Source organism: Mucilaginibacter sp. P2_A4 (assembly GCF_056405015.1).
Genome location: NZ_JBFUCX010000022.1, coordinates 138,562 through 155,752, shown reverse-complemented (window position 1 = coordinate 155,752; position 17,191 = coordinate 138,562). Strand labels below are relative to the sequence as shown.

Annotated in this window: 15 protein-coding genes; 9 read left to right on the top strand and 6 right to left on the bottom strand. The window is 41.4% G+C overall.

All coding sequences use genetic code 11. The annotated features are described in order from the left end of the window. Window positions 1-273 precede the first annotated feature (273 nt). Complete coding sequence (ligD, locus tag AC1DYB_RS28635; RefSeq protein ID WP_477440098.1) at window positions 274-2,988, bottom strand: DNA ligase D; 2,715 nt, start codon at window positions 2,986-2,988, stop codon at window positions 274-276. A gap of 208 nt (window positions 2,989-3,196) precedes the next feature. Here ligD and AC1DYB_RS28630 point away from each other — a divergent pair, with 208 nt between their 5' ends. The 3 genes from AC1DYB_RS28630 to AC1DYB_RS28620 all read left to right on the top strand — a co-directional run bounded on the left by AC1DYB_RS28630 (window position 3,197) and on the right by AC1DYB_RS28620 (window position 5,026). Then, complete coding sequence (locus AC1DYB_RS28630) at window positions 3,197-3,748, top strand: dihydrofolate reductase family protein (protein WP_477440096.1); 552 nt, start codon at window positions 3,197-3,199, stop codon at window positions 3,746-3,748. A 58-nt stretch (window positions 3,749-3,806) separates the two neighbouring features. Further along, window positions 3,807-4,190, top strand: coding sequence for a hypothetical protein (locus tag AC1DYB_RS28625; RefSeq protein WP_477440094.1), 384 nt, complete (start codon window positions 3,807-3,809; stop codon window positions 4,188-4,190). Between the two features lie 512 nt (window positions 4,191-4,702). Beyond that, entirely contained in the window at window positions 4,703-5,026 is a 324-nt protein-coding gene (locus AC1DYB_RS28620; protein ID WP_477440092.1) for a hypothetical protein, read from the top strand. On the opposite strand, the gene AC1DYB_RS28615 is transcribed toward AC1DYB_RS28620, so the two are convergent. Beyond that, a complete protein-coding gene (locus AC1DYB_RS28615; protein WP_477440090.1) occupies window positions 5,023-5,916 on the bottom strand; it encodes an SMP-30/gluconolactonase/LRE family protein in 894 nt (297 codons plus the stop codon). The genes AC1DYB_RS28620 and AC1DYB_RS28615 overlap by 4 nt on opposite strands. Window positions 5,917-6,143: 227 nt before the next feature. Here AC1DYB_RS28615 and lysS point away from each other — a divergent pair, with 227 nt between their 5' ends. Beyond that, complete coding sequence (gene lysS, locus AC1DYB_RS28610; protein ID WP_477440088.1) at window positions 6,144-7,865, top strand: lysine--tRNA ligase; 1,722 nt, start codon at window positions 6,144-6,146, stop codon at window positions 7,863-7,865. 232 nt (window positions 7,866-8,097) lie between these two features. Next, a complete protein-coding gene (locus AC1DYB_RS28605; protein WP_295719400.1) occupies window positions 8,098-8,319 on the top strand; it encodes a hypothetical protein in 222 nt (73 codons plus the stop codon). An 87-nt stretch (window positions 8,320-8,406) separates the two neighbouring features. On the opposite strand, the gene AC1DYB_RS28600 is transcribed toward AC1DYB_RS28605, so the two are convergent. Then, window positions 8,407-8,955: a DUF2892 domain-containing protein gene (locus AC1DYB_RS28600; protein WP_295719402.1), complete on the bottom strand. Its 549-nt coding sequence runs from the start codon at window positions 8,953-8,955 to the stop codon at window positions 8,407-8,409. A 72-nt stretch (window positions 8,956-9,027) separates the two neighbouring features. Here AC1DYB_RS28600 and ung point away from each other — a divergent pair, with 72 nt between their 5' ends. Beyond that, window positions 9,028-9,705 carry a uracil-DNA glycosylase gene (gene ung, locus AC1DYB_RS28595; RefSeq protein ID WP_477440086.1) on the top strand — a complete coding sequence of 226 codons (678 nt, stop codon included), beginning with the start codon at window positions 9,028-9,030 and terminating at the stop codon, window positions 9,703-9,705. A 146-nt stretch (window positions 9,706-9,851) separates the two neighbouring features. On the opposite strand, the gene AC1DYB_RS28590 is transcribed toward ung, so the two are convergent. Next, window positions 9,852-10,322, bottom strand: a complete 471-nt coding sequence (locus AC1DYB_RS28590) for an Lrp/AsnC family transcriptional regulator (protein ID WP_295719405.1) — start codon at window positions 10,320-10,322, stop codon at window positions 9,852-9,854. Between the two features lie 129 nt (window positions 10,323-10,451). Between AC1DYB_RS28590 and AC1DYB_RS28585 the strand changes: the two genes are divergently transcribed. The 3 genes from AC1DYB_RS28585 (at window position 10,452) to smpB (ending at window position 13,556) form a co-directional block, all read left to right on the top strand. Continuing rightward, on the top strand, window positions 10,452-11,105 hold the full coding sequence (locus AC1DYB_RS28585; protein ID WP_477392604.1) for a metal-dependent transcriptional regulator: 654 nt from the start codon (window positions 10,452-10,454) through the stop codon (window positions 11,103-11,105). Continuing rightward, complete coding sequence (locus AC1DYB_RS28580) at window positions 11,102-13,006, top strand: Nramp family divalent metal transporter (protein WP_477440084.1); 1,905 nt, start codon at window positions 11,102-11,104, stop codon at window positions 13,004-13,006. The genes AC1DYB_RS28585 and AC1DYB_RS28580 overlap by 4 nt, the downstream gene beginning before the upstream one ends. Before the next feature lie 97 nt (window positions 13,007-13,103). Beyond that, window positions 13,104-13,556, top strand: coding sequence for an SsrA-binding protein SmpB (gene smpB, locus AC1DYB_RS28575; protein ID WP_295719411.1), 453 nt, complete (start codon window positions 13,104-13,106; stop codon window positions 13,554-13,556). Between the two features lie 100 nt (window positions 13,557-13,656). Here the strand turns inward: smpB and AC1DYB_RS28570 are convergent, their stop codons facing one another. Both AC1DYB_RS28570 and priA read right to left on the bottom strand, forming a co-directional pair. Then, window positions 13,657-14,316 (bottom strand): protein-L-isoaspartate(D-aspartate) O-methyltransferase, encoded by a 660-nt coding sequence (locus tag AC1DYB_RS28570; protein ID WP_295719415.1) that lies wholly within the window; start codon window positions 14,314-14,316, stop codon window positions 13,657-13,659. A gap of 307 nt (window positions 14,317-14,623) precedes the next feature. Next, window positions 14,624-17,113 carry a replication restart helicase PriA gene (gene priA / locus AC1DYB_RS28565; protein ID WP_477440082.1) on the bottom strand — a complete coding sequence of 830 codons (2,490 nt, stop codon included), beginning with the start codon at window positions 17,111-17,113 and terminating at the stop codon, window positions 14,624-14,626. Between the last annotated feature and the right edge of the window lie 78 nt (window positions 17,114-17,191).

The following is a 17,191-nucleotide window of genomic DNA, read 5'->3' as shown; positions in this document are numbered from 1 at the left end:
GAATAGAAATCTTTGGCAAACCTAAAAATAGTATGTTCACCACGCTTTACCTGTTCATATTCACCGATTAAAAAACGGTACTTGCTCAGGTAATTTCGCTTTAAGGTAAGATCGTTGTTTATGTTCCGCATAACTTTTAGCTTTATTAGTTAAAGCTAATTCTGTTACCGAATTATCTGACCTTTACAGCAATGACATAAAGGATAATTGCAAACTTCTAACTGCAAACTGTGAACTGCCCACTGCTAACTGCAAACTACTAACTGCCCACCGCTAACTGAATAACCCTTGCGCCTTTTTAATGGCTTTCTCCAAATCAATGGCTTTACCTAAAACACATTTAAAAAGGTCACCTTCAGTTTTTAGTCTGTCGATAGAATTAAAAATAGTAAAATGCTTCATGGTAAGGCCGGGTTTAACTTCATCCCAATGCAGTGGCATTGATACTGTGGCGCCTACCTTTGGCCGCAGCGAGTACGGACCGGCAATAGTAGCACCGGGGCGGTTTTGTAAAAAATCCAGGTACATTTTCCCTTTACGTTTGGCTACCATACGCTCCAGGCTGGTAAAATCAGGAATTTGTTTGTGAACAATATCTACAATGATACGGGCAAACATTTGTGTTTGGTCATAACTATATTCGGCATCCATTGGTATGTAAATATGCATCCCGGTAGATCCGGAAGTTTTGCAGTAAGAAGGCACACCAATAGCATCCAAAACCTTTTTTACCTCAAGCGCGGCTTCTATTACCTGGTCAAAAGTATTTTTATCAGGATCCAGGTCTATTACGCAGTAATCCGGGTTATCCGGCGATTGCACACGACTAAACCAGGGATTCATTTCTATGCAACCCAACGAAGCCATCCATAACAAACTGGCCTCATCGGTGCCAACTAAATATTCTTTATGCTCACCCTCGCCGTTGGTGTAGGGAAAAGTTTTAGCCCAATCTGGCGCTTTGTCTTTTACATCCTTTTGGTAAAAGCTTGGCCCGTGAATTCCGCCGGGAAAGCGGTTAAGTGACATAGGCCTATCTTTAAGGTAGGGTAAAATATACTCAGCAACCTGGTAATAATAATTAAACATGTCGCGCTTGGTTACGTTATCTTCGGGCCAGTAGACCTTGCTCAGGTTGGTAAACATCAAATCGTGACCGCAAATTTTGCGCACCTGCGTTTCGTCGGTGGGGTTTAACAAGGTTTTTCTTTCCTTCCCCTTTGGCGGCTTAATCGCTGTTGCATGTACATCTTTTTGTGCATCTGGTACGTCCTCAACAGCTGCTTTGGTATGTTCGGCTATCTCACGTACCACGTCTTTTGCTTTTTTGTCGATCCGCATACCCTGGAAAGACGGATGCCTAAAAACGCCATCGCTGGTTACTTCGCTAAATGCCACCTCACAAACCAGCTCGGGTTTAAGCCATGTAGCTTTAGCTTTGGGCGGATTTGGCCTGAAACGTGAGGGTTTGTTTACATCGGGTATCAAATCAAACGGACTTTTATCAGTAATAAGCGGCTTAAACTGTTCCATCATTTCCTTTTGTACTTTATCAGAAAACCCCGTGCCCACTTTACCCACATATTGCAAACTTTTATCTTCATAAACACCCAACAATAAAGAGCTGAATTGCTTTGAAGTATCTTCATTTTTTGTAAAACCCGCAATTACAACTTCCTGCCGTTTGTGCACCTTGATTTTAAGCCATTCTTTCGATCTGATGTTTGCCGAGTAAGTACTGCTTGCTTTTTTGGCTATAATCCCCTCCAGCCCCATCCTCTCGGCGGCCTTAAAAAATTCAGTACCGCTGGCATTAAATACTTTGCTTACGCGGATGCGATCATCATCAGAAGGTAAAACATCTTTTAAAATAGCCTGGCGCCCGGTAAGCGGTATATCCATGAGGTTTTTACCATCGTACCAAAGAATATCGAACACATAGTAAATCAGTTCGCCATCGGCCTCGCTGCGCCAGTTTTGCAGGTTGCCAAAATTGGAAATTCCTTTATCATTCAAAACTAATATCTCGCCATCAAGTACAGCATTAATCTTCCAATCCTGCAGCAGTTTATAAATAGGGTAAAATTTTTGGTTAAACGTTTTGTTATTGCGGGATAACAGCTCCACCTCGCCCTTATTGATAAAAGCAAGTGCGCGGTAGCCATCCCATTTCACCTCGTAAACCCAATCAGCGTCATCAAAAGGCTCATCAACCAAAGTCGCCAACATCGGTTTTATCCCCGTTGGAATTTTGGCTTTGGGCGCTTTTTTCAACAGGGCGGCAGTATTTATATCCGCTGGTTCAGCTATGCTTACTTCAGGTTCAACCGGGTCCGTTTTTTTTTCTTTTGACAAAGGTTTTTTAGTTTTTTCAATCTTCTCTTCGTGCCCATCTTGCCAAACCTTTTCACCTGTTTTCTCCATGGTTTCGATGGTCTTGCCGGATATCACTGATTTATCTTCCCTGGTGATATCTTTTTTAGATGCAAAATCATCATCGTGTTTAATCAGCAGCCAGGCATTATCGCCCATGCCATGGGTTTTAACCAGGGCAAACTCCCCCTCCAGTTTTTCGCCATGTAGCTTTATTTTAAGCGAACCCGATTTAAGCTGTTTTAACAATGCCTTTTCCTGTTCTTTTTTGCCTTTGATTTCTTCGATAGGCTCATAGGTACCCTCGTCCCAAACAATTACAGTACCGCCGCCATATTCGCCCTCCGGAATGATACCTTCAAAGTTGCGGTAGTCATAAGGGTGATCTTCTACCATCATAGCCAGGCGCTTGGTTTTAGGATCTGTGGATGGACCTTTGGGTACCGCCCAACTTTTGAGTACGCCATCCATCTCCAGCCTGAAATCATAATGCAGCCGGGATGCGTCATGTTTTTGAATAACAAAGGTCAAGCTGTTTTTGTCCTTGCTTTTTCCCGCTTTTGGTTCGGCGGTTTTGCTAAAATCCCGCTTTTCTACATATTTTTCCAGGCTCATGGTAAATGATGTTTTGTAGGATAACATCGCCATTGGATGGAAAGTTTTAGAAAAACAAAGCTTCGGGATTCTGTGAAAACGTTTTATAAATGATCGATAAATTACAATAATTTTCAAAAAACGATCAATTCTTTAAAACCCCTTGTCCAATATTTGTTATTTCATTTGATATAGGTGTAAAAGTCAAATTTTAAAACATCTAAATGTCATGAGAAAATTAACCGCATTCAATTTTGTAACCTTGAATGGTTTTTATAAAGATGCCAACAACTCAACCGCCTGGCACATACACGGCGAAGAAGGTGCAAAGTTTTCTGAAGATAATATGCAGGCCGGTAACATTTTACTTTTCGGGCGTATAACCTATGAAATGATGGCCGGTTTCTGGCCTTCGCCAATGGCTATGGAAAGCATGCCCGGAGTTGCCAAAGGAATGAACGAAGCCGAAAAAATTGTTTTTTCGAAAACCTTAAAAAAGGCAGACTGGCAAAACACCACGGTTATTGATAATATGGTTGCCGAGGTAAAAAAACTGAAACAAACACCCGGCCACGACATGACCATATTGGGCAGCGGCAGTATCATCACCCAACTGGCCAATGAGGGCTTATTGGATGGCATTCAGCTTATGGTTGACCCGGTAGCGCTGGGCGCCGGCATACCGATATTCGGCGGCTTAAGTAAACAACTCAACCTGAAGCTAAGGGATACCAAAACTTTTAAAAGCGGGGCTGTGTTGCTTTCCTATCAATTGTTGTAGATTAGTGCATTAAACCAATCGTTAAAGGCCAAGTCATACCAGCACAAAATCATAAAACATGAAAAAGTTACTATTTACAATTATGCTTTTAGCCGGTTTAGGCCTGTTTGCAAATGCGCAAAACAAAACTCCCATAACTCCTGCATTAAAAGCCGCTAAACAAACCAAGGAGTTAACCAAACAATTAAGCCTAACCAATAGCCAGATTACAAAGGCAAACGCGGTGTTGCTGGAACAGGATAAAAGCCTTGATAGCTTAAAAGCGCTTAAAACAACCAATGATAAAAAAGAACAAAAATATGCGCATAAGCTGATCCGTGATAAGGCTGATGCCAAATTAAAAGCGATACTTACTCCCGAGCAGAAAACTAAGTATGATGCTTTAATAACAGCTAAAAAAGAAAAAAAAGCTGCTAAGAAAAAAACTGAACCTGCCAATTAGTACCAGGTTAATTAGTTTTCCTGTTAAATAGCCGCAAATAAGGCATATCAAATCCTGTAAACTTTGTAATATTTTTTATAAAGTTTGCAGGATTTTCAATTTTACAAACTTTATTGGTATCATTTTTGCCTTGCATAAATATATTGATATACAGGCATATAACATGTTATAACAACATTTATTTATTTACCAATATCGCATATAAATACTTTTTAAATTATCAAATTGTTAATATTTGATAATTTAACTTAAAACATTTGCAAAATAAAAGATGTGTTGTATATTTGTAGTGTAATAAATGTAAGGCGCTGAACGGCAGCAACAGATGGTTCGAGACCTCCCTTACAGCTCTTCTCATAATTTAGGTTTATAATTGGTTAGAACGCGCCCCTGCCCATCAGAGGGCGCTTCTTGTTTCTATAGGTTTTTACAAAACACCGCGAGCCAGGCAGAATACCATTTTTCACAAACAAAGCCGCCAGCACATTGTATTATCATGAAAATAATACTTTATGAAAAATCCGGTTTATTTAGCTTTGAAACACGCTGATGGCAGCTTACGGAACATTATTGTTGAACCGGTTTTAAAACACGATTTAAGCGATAAAGGAATTTATAAAATATATAAAACAAGCATCGATAATGAATCGGCATTATTTACCGAAACATTGGAAATAGATGAAGGGCAATCCAACCTGGCCGATAAAAACAATCCCGACTATTTAGGCACCATCACTTTTGGGCAGGCCGACCATCAACAATGGAAATACGAGGGCGATCTGTTAACCCGCAATGAGCAACAGCAAATAGCAAATTACCTGCAGCAAAAAACTTAGTCTACCCCTTTAACTTTCATTTGAAAAGTATAAACCGCCTTAGATGCGGTAATAAAAAGCATATCCTTGTTTTTACCACCAAAGCAGATATTGGCTGTCCAGGGTTCATCTATATCTATATGGGCAACTTTTTCGCCCTTGGCATTAAATATGGTTACACCTTTTCCGGTAAGGTAAACATCTCCTTTTTCGTCTATCGTCATCCCATCAGATCCCTGGGCTGTAAAAAGGGTCCTGTTGGTTAATGATCCATCTTTATTGATATCATAACGGTAAGTTTTGTTGTCGCCAATATCGGCCACGTACAAATATTTGCCATCGGCAGTACCTACAATACCATTGGGTTGTTTCAATTTATCGTCAACAATAACAGCTTCATGTTTCCCTTTGGGCAGGTAATAGAGTTTTTGACCATCAAGATCAGATTTTTTACGGGTCCAGTAATCGCGCTGATAATACGGATCTGTAATGTATAAACCACCATCCGGGCGTACCCAAACATCGTTAGGGCCATTAAATTGCAGGCCCTTATAATCTTTCAACAAAATTTCAATTTTTCCTTTTGGGCTGATAGACCACAACTGGTTCTTTGCATCGGCACAGCTAATGAGGTTGCCTTTCCTATCAAAATACATCCCGTTACTGCGGCCTGCGCTATCTAAAAATACAGATAGCTTCCCGTCGGTATCGTACTTCCAGATTTTATCATTAGGTTGATCGGTAAAAAAAACGTCACCTTTTTTATTAACTGCCGGCCCCTCTGTAAACAGGAATTGTTTGGATACCAATACTGGTTTAGTACCAGCATCATATAAGGTTGCTGCATCCTGGCTAAATACTTTAAAGGTTGCTGCTATCAGGCTTAATAAGATCAAAGAAAGTTTTTTCATGGTTAGGCATAAATTGGTGAGCTAATGTAAGTTGTTTTTTGGGGAATACAAACAGCCCGGCTAAATACTCCCCCCTATATAAATACGCAATATTTTGTGTCTCAGCATACAAATACCCTCACGCAAATTTCCGCTGAACAGACGAAGACGCAAAATATTGCATCTCTACAGCCTACAACTCATTAAAAACGCTATTTTTGCACCTTTATTAAAATACCGTTCAAAACATGAGTATTGCACTATCCGAACAGGAAATTATTCGTCGCGAATCTTTAAAACAATTAAGGGCACTGGGCATTAACCCATACCCTGCCGAAGCTTTTGATGTTAACGCCTGGGCACAGGATATTACCGATAATTTTGCAAATAAACCCGAGGCCTACCAAAATGTAGTTATCGCCGGCCGTATCATGACGCGCCGTATCATGGGTAGTGCATCATTTGCCGAGATCCAGGATTCAACCGGGCGGATCCAGATCTACCTGAAACGCGATGATATTTGCCCTGATGAAGATAAAACTTTATACAATACCGTATTTAAAAAATTGCTTGATCTGGGTGATTATGTAGGTGTAAAAGGCTACGTTTTTTTAACTCAAACCGGCGAAATTTCTGTTCACGTACGTGAGCTGATCGTGCTTTCAAAATCCTTGAAACCTCTACCTGTTGTAAGACGGGATGATGAAGGGAATATATATGATGCATTTACTGATCCAGAAATGCGTTATCGCCAGCGTTATGTGGATTTGACGGTTAACCCGGCATGCAAACAAATTTTCTTCAACCGCTCCAAAGTTATCAGCAGCATGCGTAACTATTTTAACGCGCAGGGCTGGATGGAAGTGGAAACCCCAATATTGCAGCCGGTGCATGGTGGCGCAGCGGCCCGTCCGTTTGCTACACACCATAACACGCTGGATATGCCGCTGTTTTTGCGCATAGCCAATGAGCTTTACCTTAAACGCTTAATTGTTGCCGGTTTTGATGGTGTATATGAGTTTGGTAAAATGTTCCGTAACGAGGGTATGGACCGCACCCACAACCCGGAATTTACCGCCATGGAAATTTATGTAGCCTATAAAGATTATATCTGGATGATGGCCATGGTGGAAGAATGCCTGGAAACTGTTGCCAAAGCCGTTCATGGTATCCCGGTTGTACAGGTAGGTAATAATGAGATCAACTTTGCAGGCCCGTACGAAAAACTATCTATGTATGATTCCATCCTGAAATACACAGGTATTGATGTATCTGCTATGGATGAGGCGGCATTGCGTGAAACCTGTGCCGAACTTAAAATAGAGGTTAACCCAACCATGGGTAAAGGAAAACTGATTGATGAGATCTTTAGCGCTAAGGTGGAGCACAACCTTATCCAGCCAACATATATTACTGACTACCCTATAGAAATGACCCCGCTGGCCAAAAAACATCGTACAAAAGATGGTTTGGTTGAGCGTTTTGAGCTGTTTGTAAATGGCAAGGAGATAGCTAATGCATACTCAGAATTAAATGACCCTATTGATCAGCGTGAGCGTTTAGAGGAGCAGCTGGTGCTGGCCGGCCGTGGCGATGATGAAGCTATGGCGATGGACGATGACTTTTTACGCGCACTGGAATACGGTATGCCGCCAACATCGGGCTTAGGCATCGGTATCGATCGCCTGGTGATGTTGATGACCAATCAAAGCACTATACAGGAAGTATTGTTTTTCCCGCAGATGCGCCCCGAGAAAAAAGCCAGGGTTGCTACCGCTGATGATTTCATTAATGCAGGTGTACCTGCAGAGTGGGTGCCTGTATTAAATAAAATGGGCTTTAACACTGTTGAAGAACTAAAAGCCGGCAATCCCAATAAAGTATTTAATGACCTGGGCGGAATGCGCAAAAAATTAAAACTTGATATTACCATGCCTGCTAAAGAAGTGGTGATGGCCTGGTTTGAGTAAGAAAAATTCATCTGAAACTGGAATTTATCGAATTAAGGAATTTATTGAATTGAAGTTATTCATTCTGTTAATTCTTTAATTCTATAAATTCGGGTTCAGACAATCAATCCATAGCGTAATCAACGCAAATACCCTGCATCATCGATAACAATTTGTTAATGAAAGCTTAAAGCAAATACTACTTTGGGTTTAATAATGATGGTTATACTTGTAATAAACAATAATTACAAAAATGATGACGAATTCAATTCTGGAGATTACCGAAAATGAATACCTGATAAAGCTGAACAGGAGCAATTTTAACCTGTCGTTTATCAGGAGTTTATTGAAAATGGTTGAAGTGTCAAACCCAACCGAAGAAAACGATTACACCTATAGCGACCATGTGGTAGTACACCCCTACCAAAATCATTCGGCCACTGCTGATTATTTTAGCGCTATTGACGAAAAATAAAAGGGACCCATTTTTGGGTCCCTTTTATTTTTTTGTTCTTTTATCCTTATCCCGGTATCTTTCCTAAATAAGCCTGTAGTTCTTTTCTTAGAACTGGCGATATCCGCCTCTTACTACCTGCTTATCCATCTGTGCCAACTGGCCTTTCATCATCTTTATCTGATCGGTAAGTAATTTATTCTTATCATCTTTTGATGCTTCGGACAGGTACATTTGCGCTTCGCGTTTATTCCGTTTTGCCATTGAGATACCTGCCAGGCTCAATTTAGCCAAAGCTATATTGTGCGACATTTTCATGCCCAGCTGTAATGATTTCTTAAAATATTTTTCAGATTTCATCGGCGCCTTGCGCGATTCGATTAAACCGATCAACAGATTATAATAACCATGCTGATTTTTGTGTAATTGCTTTTCGTAGTCGGTTATCTTCAATAACCACGCCTCGGCTTTAGCCGAATTCTCTTTACGCAGAAAATACTGCGATATAATCATATTCTCATTAAAAAAGAAGCTTAGCAGTATGATACCGCCAAACAACAATACCAGGATGCCCCAGCCCCAAAAGCTAAAAGCACAAAGCGCAACCGCTGCTCCGAAGAATACACACGCTACAATTAAACGAACTATATTTGACATAATTTGTGATACATATATTAACTGCAAATATCTGTTTATTTGCACGCTAAACCAACATCTATATAAATATTTATGGCGAATGCATTACACCCATCATGGCTTGCAGTATTAGAGGAAGAATTTGGCAAACCGTACATGGTAAAACTGAAACATTTTTTACAGCAGGAGAAAGAAAGCGGGCAGGTAGTATACCCCAAAAGCGCTGATATCTTCAACGCTTTTAACACCACGCACTTTGAGGATGTGAAAGTGGTGATATTAGGGCAGGATCCCTATCCTGGCGCTCACCAGGCGCATGGCCTCTCCTTTTCGGTACAAATGGGCATTGCGATACCGCGGTCGCTTAAAAACATCTATAAAGAGCTGGAGGCCGATATTCCAGGTTTTAAAACCCCAGCCCATGGCAACCTGGAAGAATGGGCCAAACAAGGCATATTATTATTAAATTCAACACTCACGGTAAGAGCCGGCGATTCGGCCTCACATCAAAAAAAGGGATGGGAAGAGTTTACAGATGAGGTGATTAAAACCATATCTGATAAAAAGGAAGGCATTGTATTTATACTATGGGGTAACTTTGCCCAGTCAAAAGCCGTCTTGATAGACGAGAAAAAACATTTCATCATCCGGTCTGCCCATCCATCCCCCTTCTCTGCCGAAAGAGGTTTTTTTGGCAGCAAGCCATTTTCAAAAACGAATGATATTTTAAGAAAAGAAGGTAAGGCTGAGATAGACTGGCAAATAAGTTAAAAAAGAGTCAAGAAATTAGAGTCAAGAATCAAGACAGCTTCAAAAACAAAGCGCGAAAGTTTCTGATCTTTCGCGCTTTGAGCTAGAGTCAAAAGCAAGATAGATTTATCTTGATTCCTGACTCTAATTCCTTGACTCTATCCTACCTAATACTCCAACGGCACAATCGGCTCTTTTTTACTGGTCGACATGATCATCATCGTCTGGAATGTTTTTACTACCGTGATGCGGCTTATTTTTTCCATGATCAGTTGCTCGTATGATTTAATATCGCGAACATAAACCTTGAGTAAAAAATCGCACTGGCCGGTTACGTGATGACACTCGGTAACTTCTTTGATGGTTTTTATTTCATCCAAAAAGGTTTGGATGGTATTTTTTTGATGAAAATCAAGCGAAATCTGGATAAAGGTTTTTATGCCCAGGCCCAGTTTCTCCTCATCCACCAACGCATGATAACTTTTTATATAGGCCGCGTTTTCCAATTTACGCACACGCTCAAGCGTTGGTGCCGGTGAAAGCCCTATTTCGTTTGATAGTTGAAGGTTGGTTATTCTTCCGTTTTCCTGTAAAATCTTGAGTATCTGTAGGTCTATTTTATCTAATTCAGCAGCCATAGTACTTGCAAATATAATATTTTCCGCATTTCACGAAATTAAATTTCACTTAAAACGTGTAAAACAAAAATATATTTCCTAACACTTCATATTTTAGATAAGTCTAAATTTTTTATTAGATTTGTATAAATGAACACATTAGCCGAGGAGAACTATTTAAAGTGCATTTATCACCTGGCAATTGATGCCGGCATAGTGAGCACCAATCAAATTGCAGCTTCCTTAAATACCAGGGCGTCATCAGTTACAGATATGCTGAAAAAGCTGGCTGATAAAGCTTTGATCAACTACACACGTTACCAGGGTGTAAGCCTTACAGATGCCGGCGAAAAAATTGCAATAGGCATTATCCGCAAGCATCGCCTTTGGGAATACTTTTTGGTTGAAAAACTTAATTTTAAATGGGACCAGGTGCATGAAATGGCCGAAGAAATGGAACACATTTCATCAGAGGAACTGATTGACAGGCTTGACGAATTTATGGGCCATCCCAAACATGATCCCCACGGCGATCCGATACCTGATTGTAACGGCAATTTTAAATCAGTGGAGTTAAAACCTGTCTCGGCTTTAGCAGTTAACCAATGCGGCGTAATCTCGGGCGTACGCGATCACTCATCTCCTTTTTTGCAGTATCTCGAAAAACAGCAACTAACCATTGGTAAAAAAGTGACAATAACCGATATTATTGAATACGACCACTCCGTGGCCTTAAAAACCGAAACCGAAAAAGAAATATATATCAGCCGCGAGGTTGCCAATAATTTACTGATATCCTTATGAATACAAACGAACATAACCCTTCATTAGGTAACGTACATAGCTCAGTTAACCCCGAAAGTAAAACCGGTTGGCGCAGAATCATGGCCTTTTTGGGCCCCGCGTACCTGGTTAGCGTAGGTTATATGGACCCTGGTAACTGGGCCACAGATATTGCCGGCGGCAGTGCCTTCGGCTACAAGCTTATTTGGGTATTGTTTGCATCAAACCTTATTGCCCTGCTGCTGCAATCATTGGCGGCAAGGCTGGGTATTGTGCGTGGGCTCGATCTGGCACAAGCCTCTAAGCGTGCCTACCCGCGCTTTGCAAACTTTTGCCTGTATATACTGGCCCAGATAGCCATTATCGCCTGTGACCTGGCCGAGATCATCGGTATGGCTATCGGTTTAAAATTATTATTTAACCTGCCGCTCATTTGGGGCGTATCCCTCACCATAACCGATACCGTGCTGATGCTTTACCTCATGAACAAGGGCATGCGGAAACTTGAGGGCTTTATTATATCGATGATTTTCATCATTGGCCTGTCGTTTTTGGTAGAGATGTTTATAGTATCGCCCGATGTAGTAGATATAGCCAAAGGCTTTATCCCATCCAACCTGTTTAAAAACGATGCTATCAGCCGGCAAATGCTGTATATAGCTATTGGTATAATTGGGGCTACCGTAATGCCACATAATCTTTACCTGCATTCATCGCTGGTACAAACCCGCAAGATAACCCGTACAGATGAAGGCATGAAATGGGCTATCCGGTTTAACCTGTTTGATACAGTGATTGCACTTAACCTTGCTTTTTTTGTAAACGCTGCTATACTTATCCTTGCTGCAACTGCGTTTTTCAAAAACGGTTATTTCCAGGTTGCCGAGATCCAGGATGCCTATAAATTACTGGAACATATTTTTGGACGAATAGCTCCTGTGCTTTTCGCCATTGCGCTGATAGCATCCGGCCAAAGCTCCACAATTACAGGTACGCTGGCTGGGCAAATCATCATGGAAGGTCACATTAACCTGCGTATTGAGCCATGGTTAAGGCGTTTACTTACCCGTGTGCTGGCCATAGTACCCGCCGTATTTACTATACTTTATTATGGCGAAGATGCATTAGGCAGCCTTATCATATTAAGCCAGGTGGTGCTAAGCCTTCAATTGGGCTTCGCGGTGATTCCGCTTATTCATTTTACATCTGATAAAAAAAGGATGGGAAATTTTGCCATCAGCCTTAAAGTAAAAATAGCGGCCTGGGCCAGCGCTATACTCATAGTGGGACTTAATGCTAAATTGGTATATGATCAAATTGGCGAATGGTTAAAGGAAAACAAGCAATCGGATATATACATTTATATTTTTGTTGTACCCATAGTAGTTGGCATTTTTGTATTGCTTATATATGTTTTCCTGAGGCCACTGCTTTATAAACATACCACCCAGGTTGCCTATGTTGTTCCACACGGTATTGCAACTGCTATTAATGAACTTGATGCCATTACCTATAAGCACTTAGCTATTACCATTGATTTTTCAAAGAATGATAGTGATTGCCTTCGCCATGCCATTATGCAGGGCGGCAAACACGCGCATTATACACTCATTCACGTTGTTGAAACCGCCGGCGCACGTTATTATGGCGGGCAGGTGATGGATAACGAAACCCAAAGCGACGTTGATAATTTAGATAAATACGTTGAAGTAATGAAAAAGCTTGGCTATAAAGCCAAAGCGGAAATTGGTTACGGTAACCCGGCCAGTGCCATTGCCGATATAGTTAATAAAGACGGGATAGATTTTATAGTGATGGGCTCGCACGGACACAAAGCTATTAAGGACCTTATATTTGGCACAACCGTTAATTCTGTGCGGCACAAGGTGAATGTTCCCGTGCTGATAGTGAAACCGCAATAGTCCAAAGTTAAAAAGCGGAGGTTGTGCCGTCCCCGCTGTGGTGATTTAGCGGGGGCCAATTTTTTATGTAAGTTTGCAGCTTTAGCAGTAGAATATAATGGCCGAGGATAAAATATATATTAAGAACAAGAAAGCTTATTTTGAATACCACGTACTGGATAAATACGTGGCCGGTATTAAATTGCTGGGCACCGAAATTAAATCCATCCGTGAGGGTAAGGCAAATATTAATGACGCTTTTTGCACTTTCATTAATAATCAGCTTTTTGTGCGTAACCTACACATAGCCGAATATTCTTACGGTTCATTCTATAATCATGAAGCCAAACGCGACCGCGTATTACTGCTCAACAAAAAGGAGCTAAAAAAACTACTAACCCGTGGCGAAGAAAAAGGACTGACCATTATCCCCCTTGCCCTCTTCATCAGCGAACGCGGTTTTGCCAAGCTGGAAATAGGCCTTGCCCAGGGTAAAAAGACTTTTGACAAACGCGATACCATGAAAGAGCGTGATACCAAGATAGAGATGGACAGGGCGATGAAACGGTAGCACATTGATGTGCAGATATGCAGATTTCAGATGTGCAGATTAAACATCATCTGCATATTTGCACATCTGAAATCTGCACATTAGCCCCTTAAAGACTCCTTTACCACGCCTTATCCCCTACCAAAGGCACAAACCTAAATGTATCCAGCACTATCTTTTCGTAATCGTGCTCGCCAACTTTAAGAATGGTAACCATTTTTTGGGTGTCTTCATCGCCTACCGGTATAACTAATATACCACCAATGTTCAATTGTTTTAATAACACATCCGGTACAGTGGGAGCGCCGGCAGTCACAATAATTTTATCATATGGTGCATGTTGCGCTATACCTATGGAGCCATCGCCACAAAAAAAGTGGGGCTTATAACCCATCTTCTCCGGTAGCACATATTTAGTTCTTTCGTACAGCTTCTCTTGTCGTTCGATGGTGTATACTGTAGCACCCATCTCTAATAAAACACAGGTTTGATAACCCGATCCTGTACCAATCTCCAGCACTTTATCGCCCTTGCGGATGTGCAATAGTTCGGTTTGGTAAGCAACGGTGTAGGGCTGTGAAATGGTTTGACCCTCGCCTATCGGGAAGGCAATATCCTGGTATGCCTTGTTCCAGAAAGTTTCAGCAAAAAAGTAATGGCGCGGTATTTTCCCTATTGCCCTCAGCACTTCTTCATCCCGGATACCTTTTTTTTCCAGGATATCCACCAATCGCTTACGGGCACCTTTTTCGCGATAATTATCAATATATTTCTGAGCCATTACACAGTAAAGTTAGCATGATTTTGGGGATTTTGGGATAGCTTTCTTACTATGAACGGATAATCCATTAACTGTAAGCAAGAAAAAAACTTTAAGCTGTTATAATCCGTCGGTTAACAAAAAAACACCATTTCGAGGCAGGAGATTACTTCGCGCTCCGCGATGACGTTTTTGAAAAAAACTTTTTGTCATCCTGAACGGAGTGAAAGATCTATTATTCGCTATACTTCTTCGCCCTGTAAAGTCTGTGAATAGGTCCTTCACTCCGTTCAGGATACAAACCTTTCAAACGATTTAGAGAGCAATATCAATAAGGATCCACATCCGGTTGTACAATACTACCCTTGCTCAGTTTGGTAGTTTGAAACTGCACAATTACATCTTTTAAAATAGCTTTAGCTTTCACAATGGAGATGCCATCCTTTTCAAACTTAAGCATGATAGATTTGATGTAGAAGTTACGGATCCTGCTGATCAGCGGTGCTTCCGGGCCAACCACCCGGTCGCCAAAATGTTTGCGCAGTTCATTGGCCAGGTATACAGCCTGATTATACAGTACCTCGGGATTTTTATGCTTAATATCCAGGTTGATGATGCGGTAAAATGGTGGATATTTGAAGCTTTTACGCTCGGCCATTTCGGTAAAATACAAATCGCTGTAATCGTTTGCTATTACCTGTTTTATCACCCGGTGAAAGGGATCATAGGTTTGGATAACCACTTTCCCCTGCTTACCCCGCCTGCCAGCCCTGCCGCTCACCTGCGCAAGCATCTGGAAGCTGCGTTCGTTGGCTCTGTAATCAGGAAATTTAAGCAGGCTATCGGCATTAATGATGCCGATTAGGGTAACATCGCTAAAATCCAAGCCCTTGGCAACCATTTGTGTGCCTACCAATATATCTATCTTTTTCTCTTCCAGATTATTCAATATAGTTTGCAGCGAATTGCGTGAACGCGTAGTATCCAGGTCCATGCGGGCAATGCGGGCCTCTGGTAATAAAAGGCTTAGCTCATCTTCTATTTTTTCAGTACCAAAGCCTTTGTACTCCAAATGGGTTGAACCACAGGCCGGGCAAATGGAAGGCGAATCTTCTTTATAACCGCAATAATGGCAATGCAGTTTACCACTGCTTTTATGATAGGTAAGGCTTACATCGCAATTGATGCATTTAGGTGTGAAAGCGCAAATTTTACACATCAGTACCGGGGCATAACCACGGCGGTTTTGGAAAAGGATCACCTGCTCTTTGTTGGCCAGGGCCTCGTTTATACCAGCCATCAATACACTGGTAAAATGTGATTGTATGGTTTTTTGCTTGGTTTCTGCAGCTATGCTCACTACCTCAACATTGGGCAGCTCTACTCCGCCAAAACGTTCAGTTAGTTCGGCAAAACCATATTTATGAATCCTGGCATTATGATAACTCTCAAATGATGGTGTGGCCGAACCTAATAATACCTTACCCTGGTGTGTATTGGCCAAAAAGATGGCCGCATCGCGGGCATTGTAGCGTGGCGCCGGATCAAATTGTTTGTACGAAGTTTCATGCTCCTCATCTACGATAATTAACCCAAGATCATTAAACGGCAGGAACAACGATGAACGGGCGCCCAGTATCACTTTATAATCATTGTTTAAAACCTTTTGCCAAACCTCCACCCTTTCGTTATCATTAAAACGGGAATGATAAACACCAATATCGGCACCAAAATAAATCCGCAGCCTTTCTATAATATGGGTTGTTAACGCAATCTCTGGCAGCAGGTAAAGCACCTGCCTGTCGTCGCGCATCATTTCTTCAATAAGCCTGATATAGATCTGCGTTTTCCCGGATGAGGTTACACCATGCAGTAGCGTTACATCCTTCTCCTTAAACTGGGTGCGGATACTTTCCAGTACTTCGGTTTGTTGTTCGCTTAAATCAAAATTGGTAATAGCATCCGGGTCCTCCTCAAAATGCAGGCGACTAACATTTTTTTCTTCTGCAAACAGAATATCTTTTTCAAGCAGCGCTTTAATGCTTGATTCCCCTGCACCGCTTTCCTCAATCAGTTCGTTTTTAGTAATTGCCTTTTGATGCCGTGATAGCTTGATATAGGCCAGCAAAGCATCAGCCTGTTTGGGCGCTCGTTTTTCCAGTATCGGAAAAAGCTCGCGCAGGTTTTCGGGGTTATTATAAACCGGGTTAAGGGTAATAAAAGTGCGTTTGCGGGGTTTGTATCGCTCGCTCACTTCCTCGCTGATGTGAATGAGGTTTTTCTCAAACATCACCTTTAAAATAGGCATTACTATTTTTTGGCCAAGCAGCTTGGCTATATCACTTATAGTAAGTTCGGGCTGAATATCCAGCGCCTCTACAATCAAAAATTCCTTATCATGAAGGGCCGACCGATCTATGTCAAATTCCTTATTAAGTTGTATACGGGTTTCACTGGCCAGTTTAAGGGCTGCGGGTAGCGCGGCATTCATCACCTCGCCAATGTTGCACATATAATAATCTGCAACCCATTGCCAAAAGTATAACTGATGGGGAGTAACCACCGGGCGATCATCCAGCACCTCAATAATATATTTGGCCTCGTATTTTTCCGGAGCCAGCGTAGTTATCTCTTTTATAATTGCCGTGTACAATTTGCTTTTACCAAACTGTACCACTACCCTTTTACCTACAGCCACAACATCGTTTTGGTCAAAGGGTACGCGGTAAGTGTAGTTTTTTGAGATAGCCAACGGTAAAATCACTTCAACAAAAAGCGTTTTACGATCGGTGTACTCAAATTCAGCAAACTCTAACATGGTGTATTTTTAAAAGAATTAAGAATTAAGAGTCAGGAATCAAGATTAAAAACTTATGATATTGTCAATTAAATCCAA

Excerpts from the sequence above, each read along its gene's own strand:
- ligD (WP_477440098.1), bottom strand. The coding sequence starts at position 2,988 with ATGAGCCTGGAAAAATATGTAGAAAAGCGGGATTTTAGCAAAACCGCC.
- AC1DYB_RS28630 (WP_477440096.1), top strand. The coding sequence starts at position 3,197 with ATGAGAAAATTAACCGCATTCAATTTTGTAACCTTGAATGGTTTTTAT.
- AC1DYB_RS28625 (WP_477440094.1), top strand. The coding sequence starts at position 3,807 with ATGAAAAAGTTACTATTTACAATTATGCTTTTAGCCGGTTTAGGCCTG.
- AC1DYB_RS28620 (WP_477440092.1), top strand. The coding sequence starts at position 4,703 with ATGAAAAATCCGGTTTATTTAGCTTTGAAACACGCTGATGGCAGCTTA.
- AC1DYB_RS28615 (WP_477440090.1), bottom strand. The coding sequence starts at position 5,916 with ATGAAAAAACTTTCTTTGATCTTATTAAGCCTGATAGCAGCAACCTTT.
- lysS (WP_477440088.1), top strand. The coding sequence starts at position 6,144 with ATGAGTATTGCACTATCCGAACAGGAAATTATTCGTCGCGAATCTTTA.
- AC1DYB_RS28605 (WP_295719400.1), top strand. The coding sequence starts at position 8,098 with ATGATGACGAATTCAATTCTGGAGATTACCGAAAATGAATACCTGATA.
- AC1DYB_RS28600 (WP_295719402.1), bottom strand. The coding sequence starts at position 8,955 with ATGTCAAATATAGTTCGTTTAATTGTAGCGTGTGTATTCTTCGGAGCA.
- ung (WP_477440086.1), top strand. The coding sequence starts at position 9,028 with ATGGCGAATGCATTACACCCATCATGGCTTGCAGTATTAGAGGAAGAA.
- AC1DYB_RS28590 (WP_295719405.1), bottom strand. The coding sequence starts at position 10,322 with ATGGCTGCTGAATTAGATAAAATAGACCTACAGATACTCAAGATTTTA.
- AC1DYB_RS28585 (WP_477392604.1), top strand. The coding sequence starts at position 10,452 with ATGAACACATTAGCCGAGGAGAACTATTTAAAGTGCATTTATCACCTG.
- AC1DYB_RS28580 (WP_477440084.1), top strand. The coding sequence starts at position 11,102 with ATGAATACAAACGAACATAACCCTTCATTAGGTAACGTACATAGCTCA.
- smpB (WP_295719411.1), top strand. The coding sequence starts at position 13,104 with ATGGCCGAGGATAAAATATATATTAAGAACAAGAAAGCTTATTTTGAA.
- AC1DYB_RS28570 (WP_295719415.1), bottom strand. The coding sequence starts at position 14,316 with ATGGCTCAGAAATATATTGATAATTATCGCGAAAAAGGTGCCCGTAAG.
- priA (WP_477440082.1), bottom strand. The coding sequence starts at position 17,113 with ATGTTAGAGTTTGCTGAATTTGAGTACACCGATCGTAAAACGCTTTTT.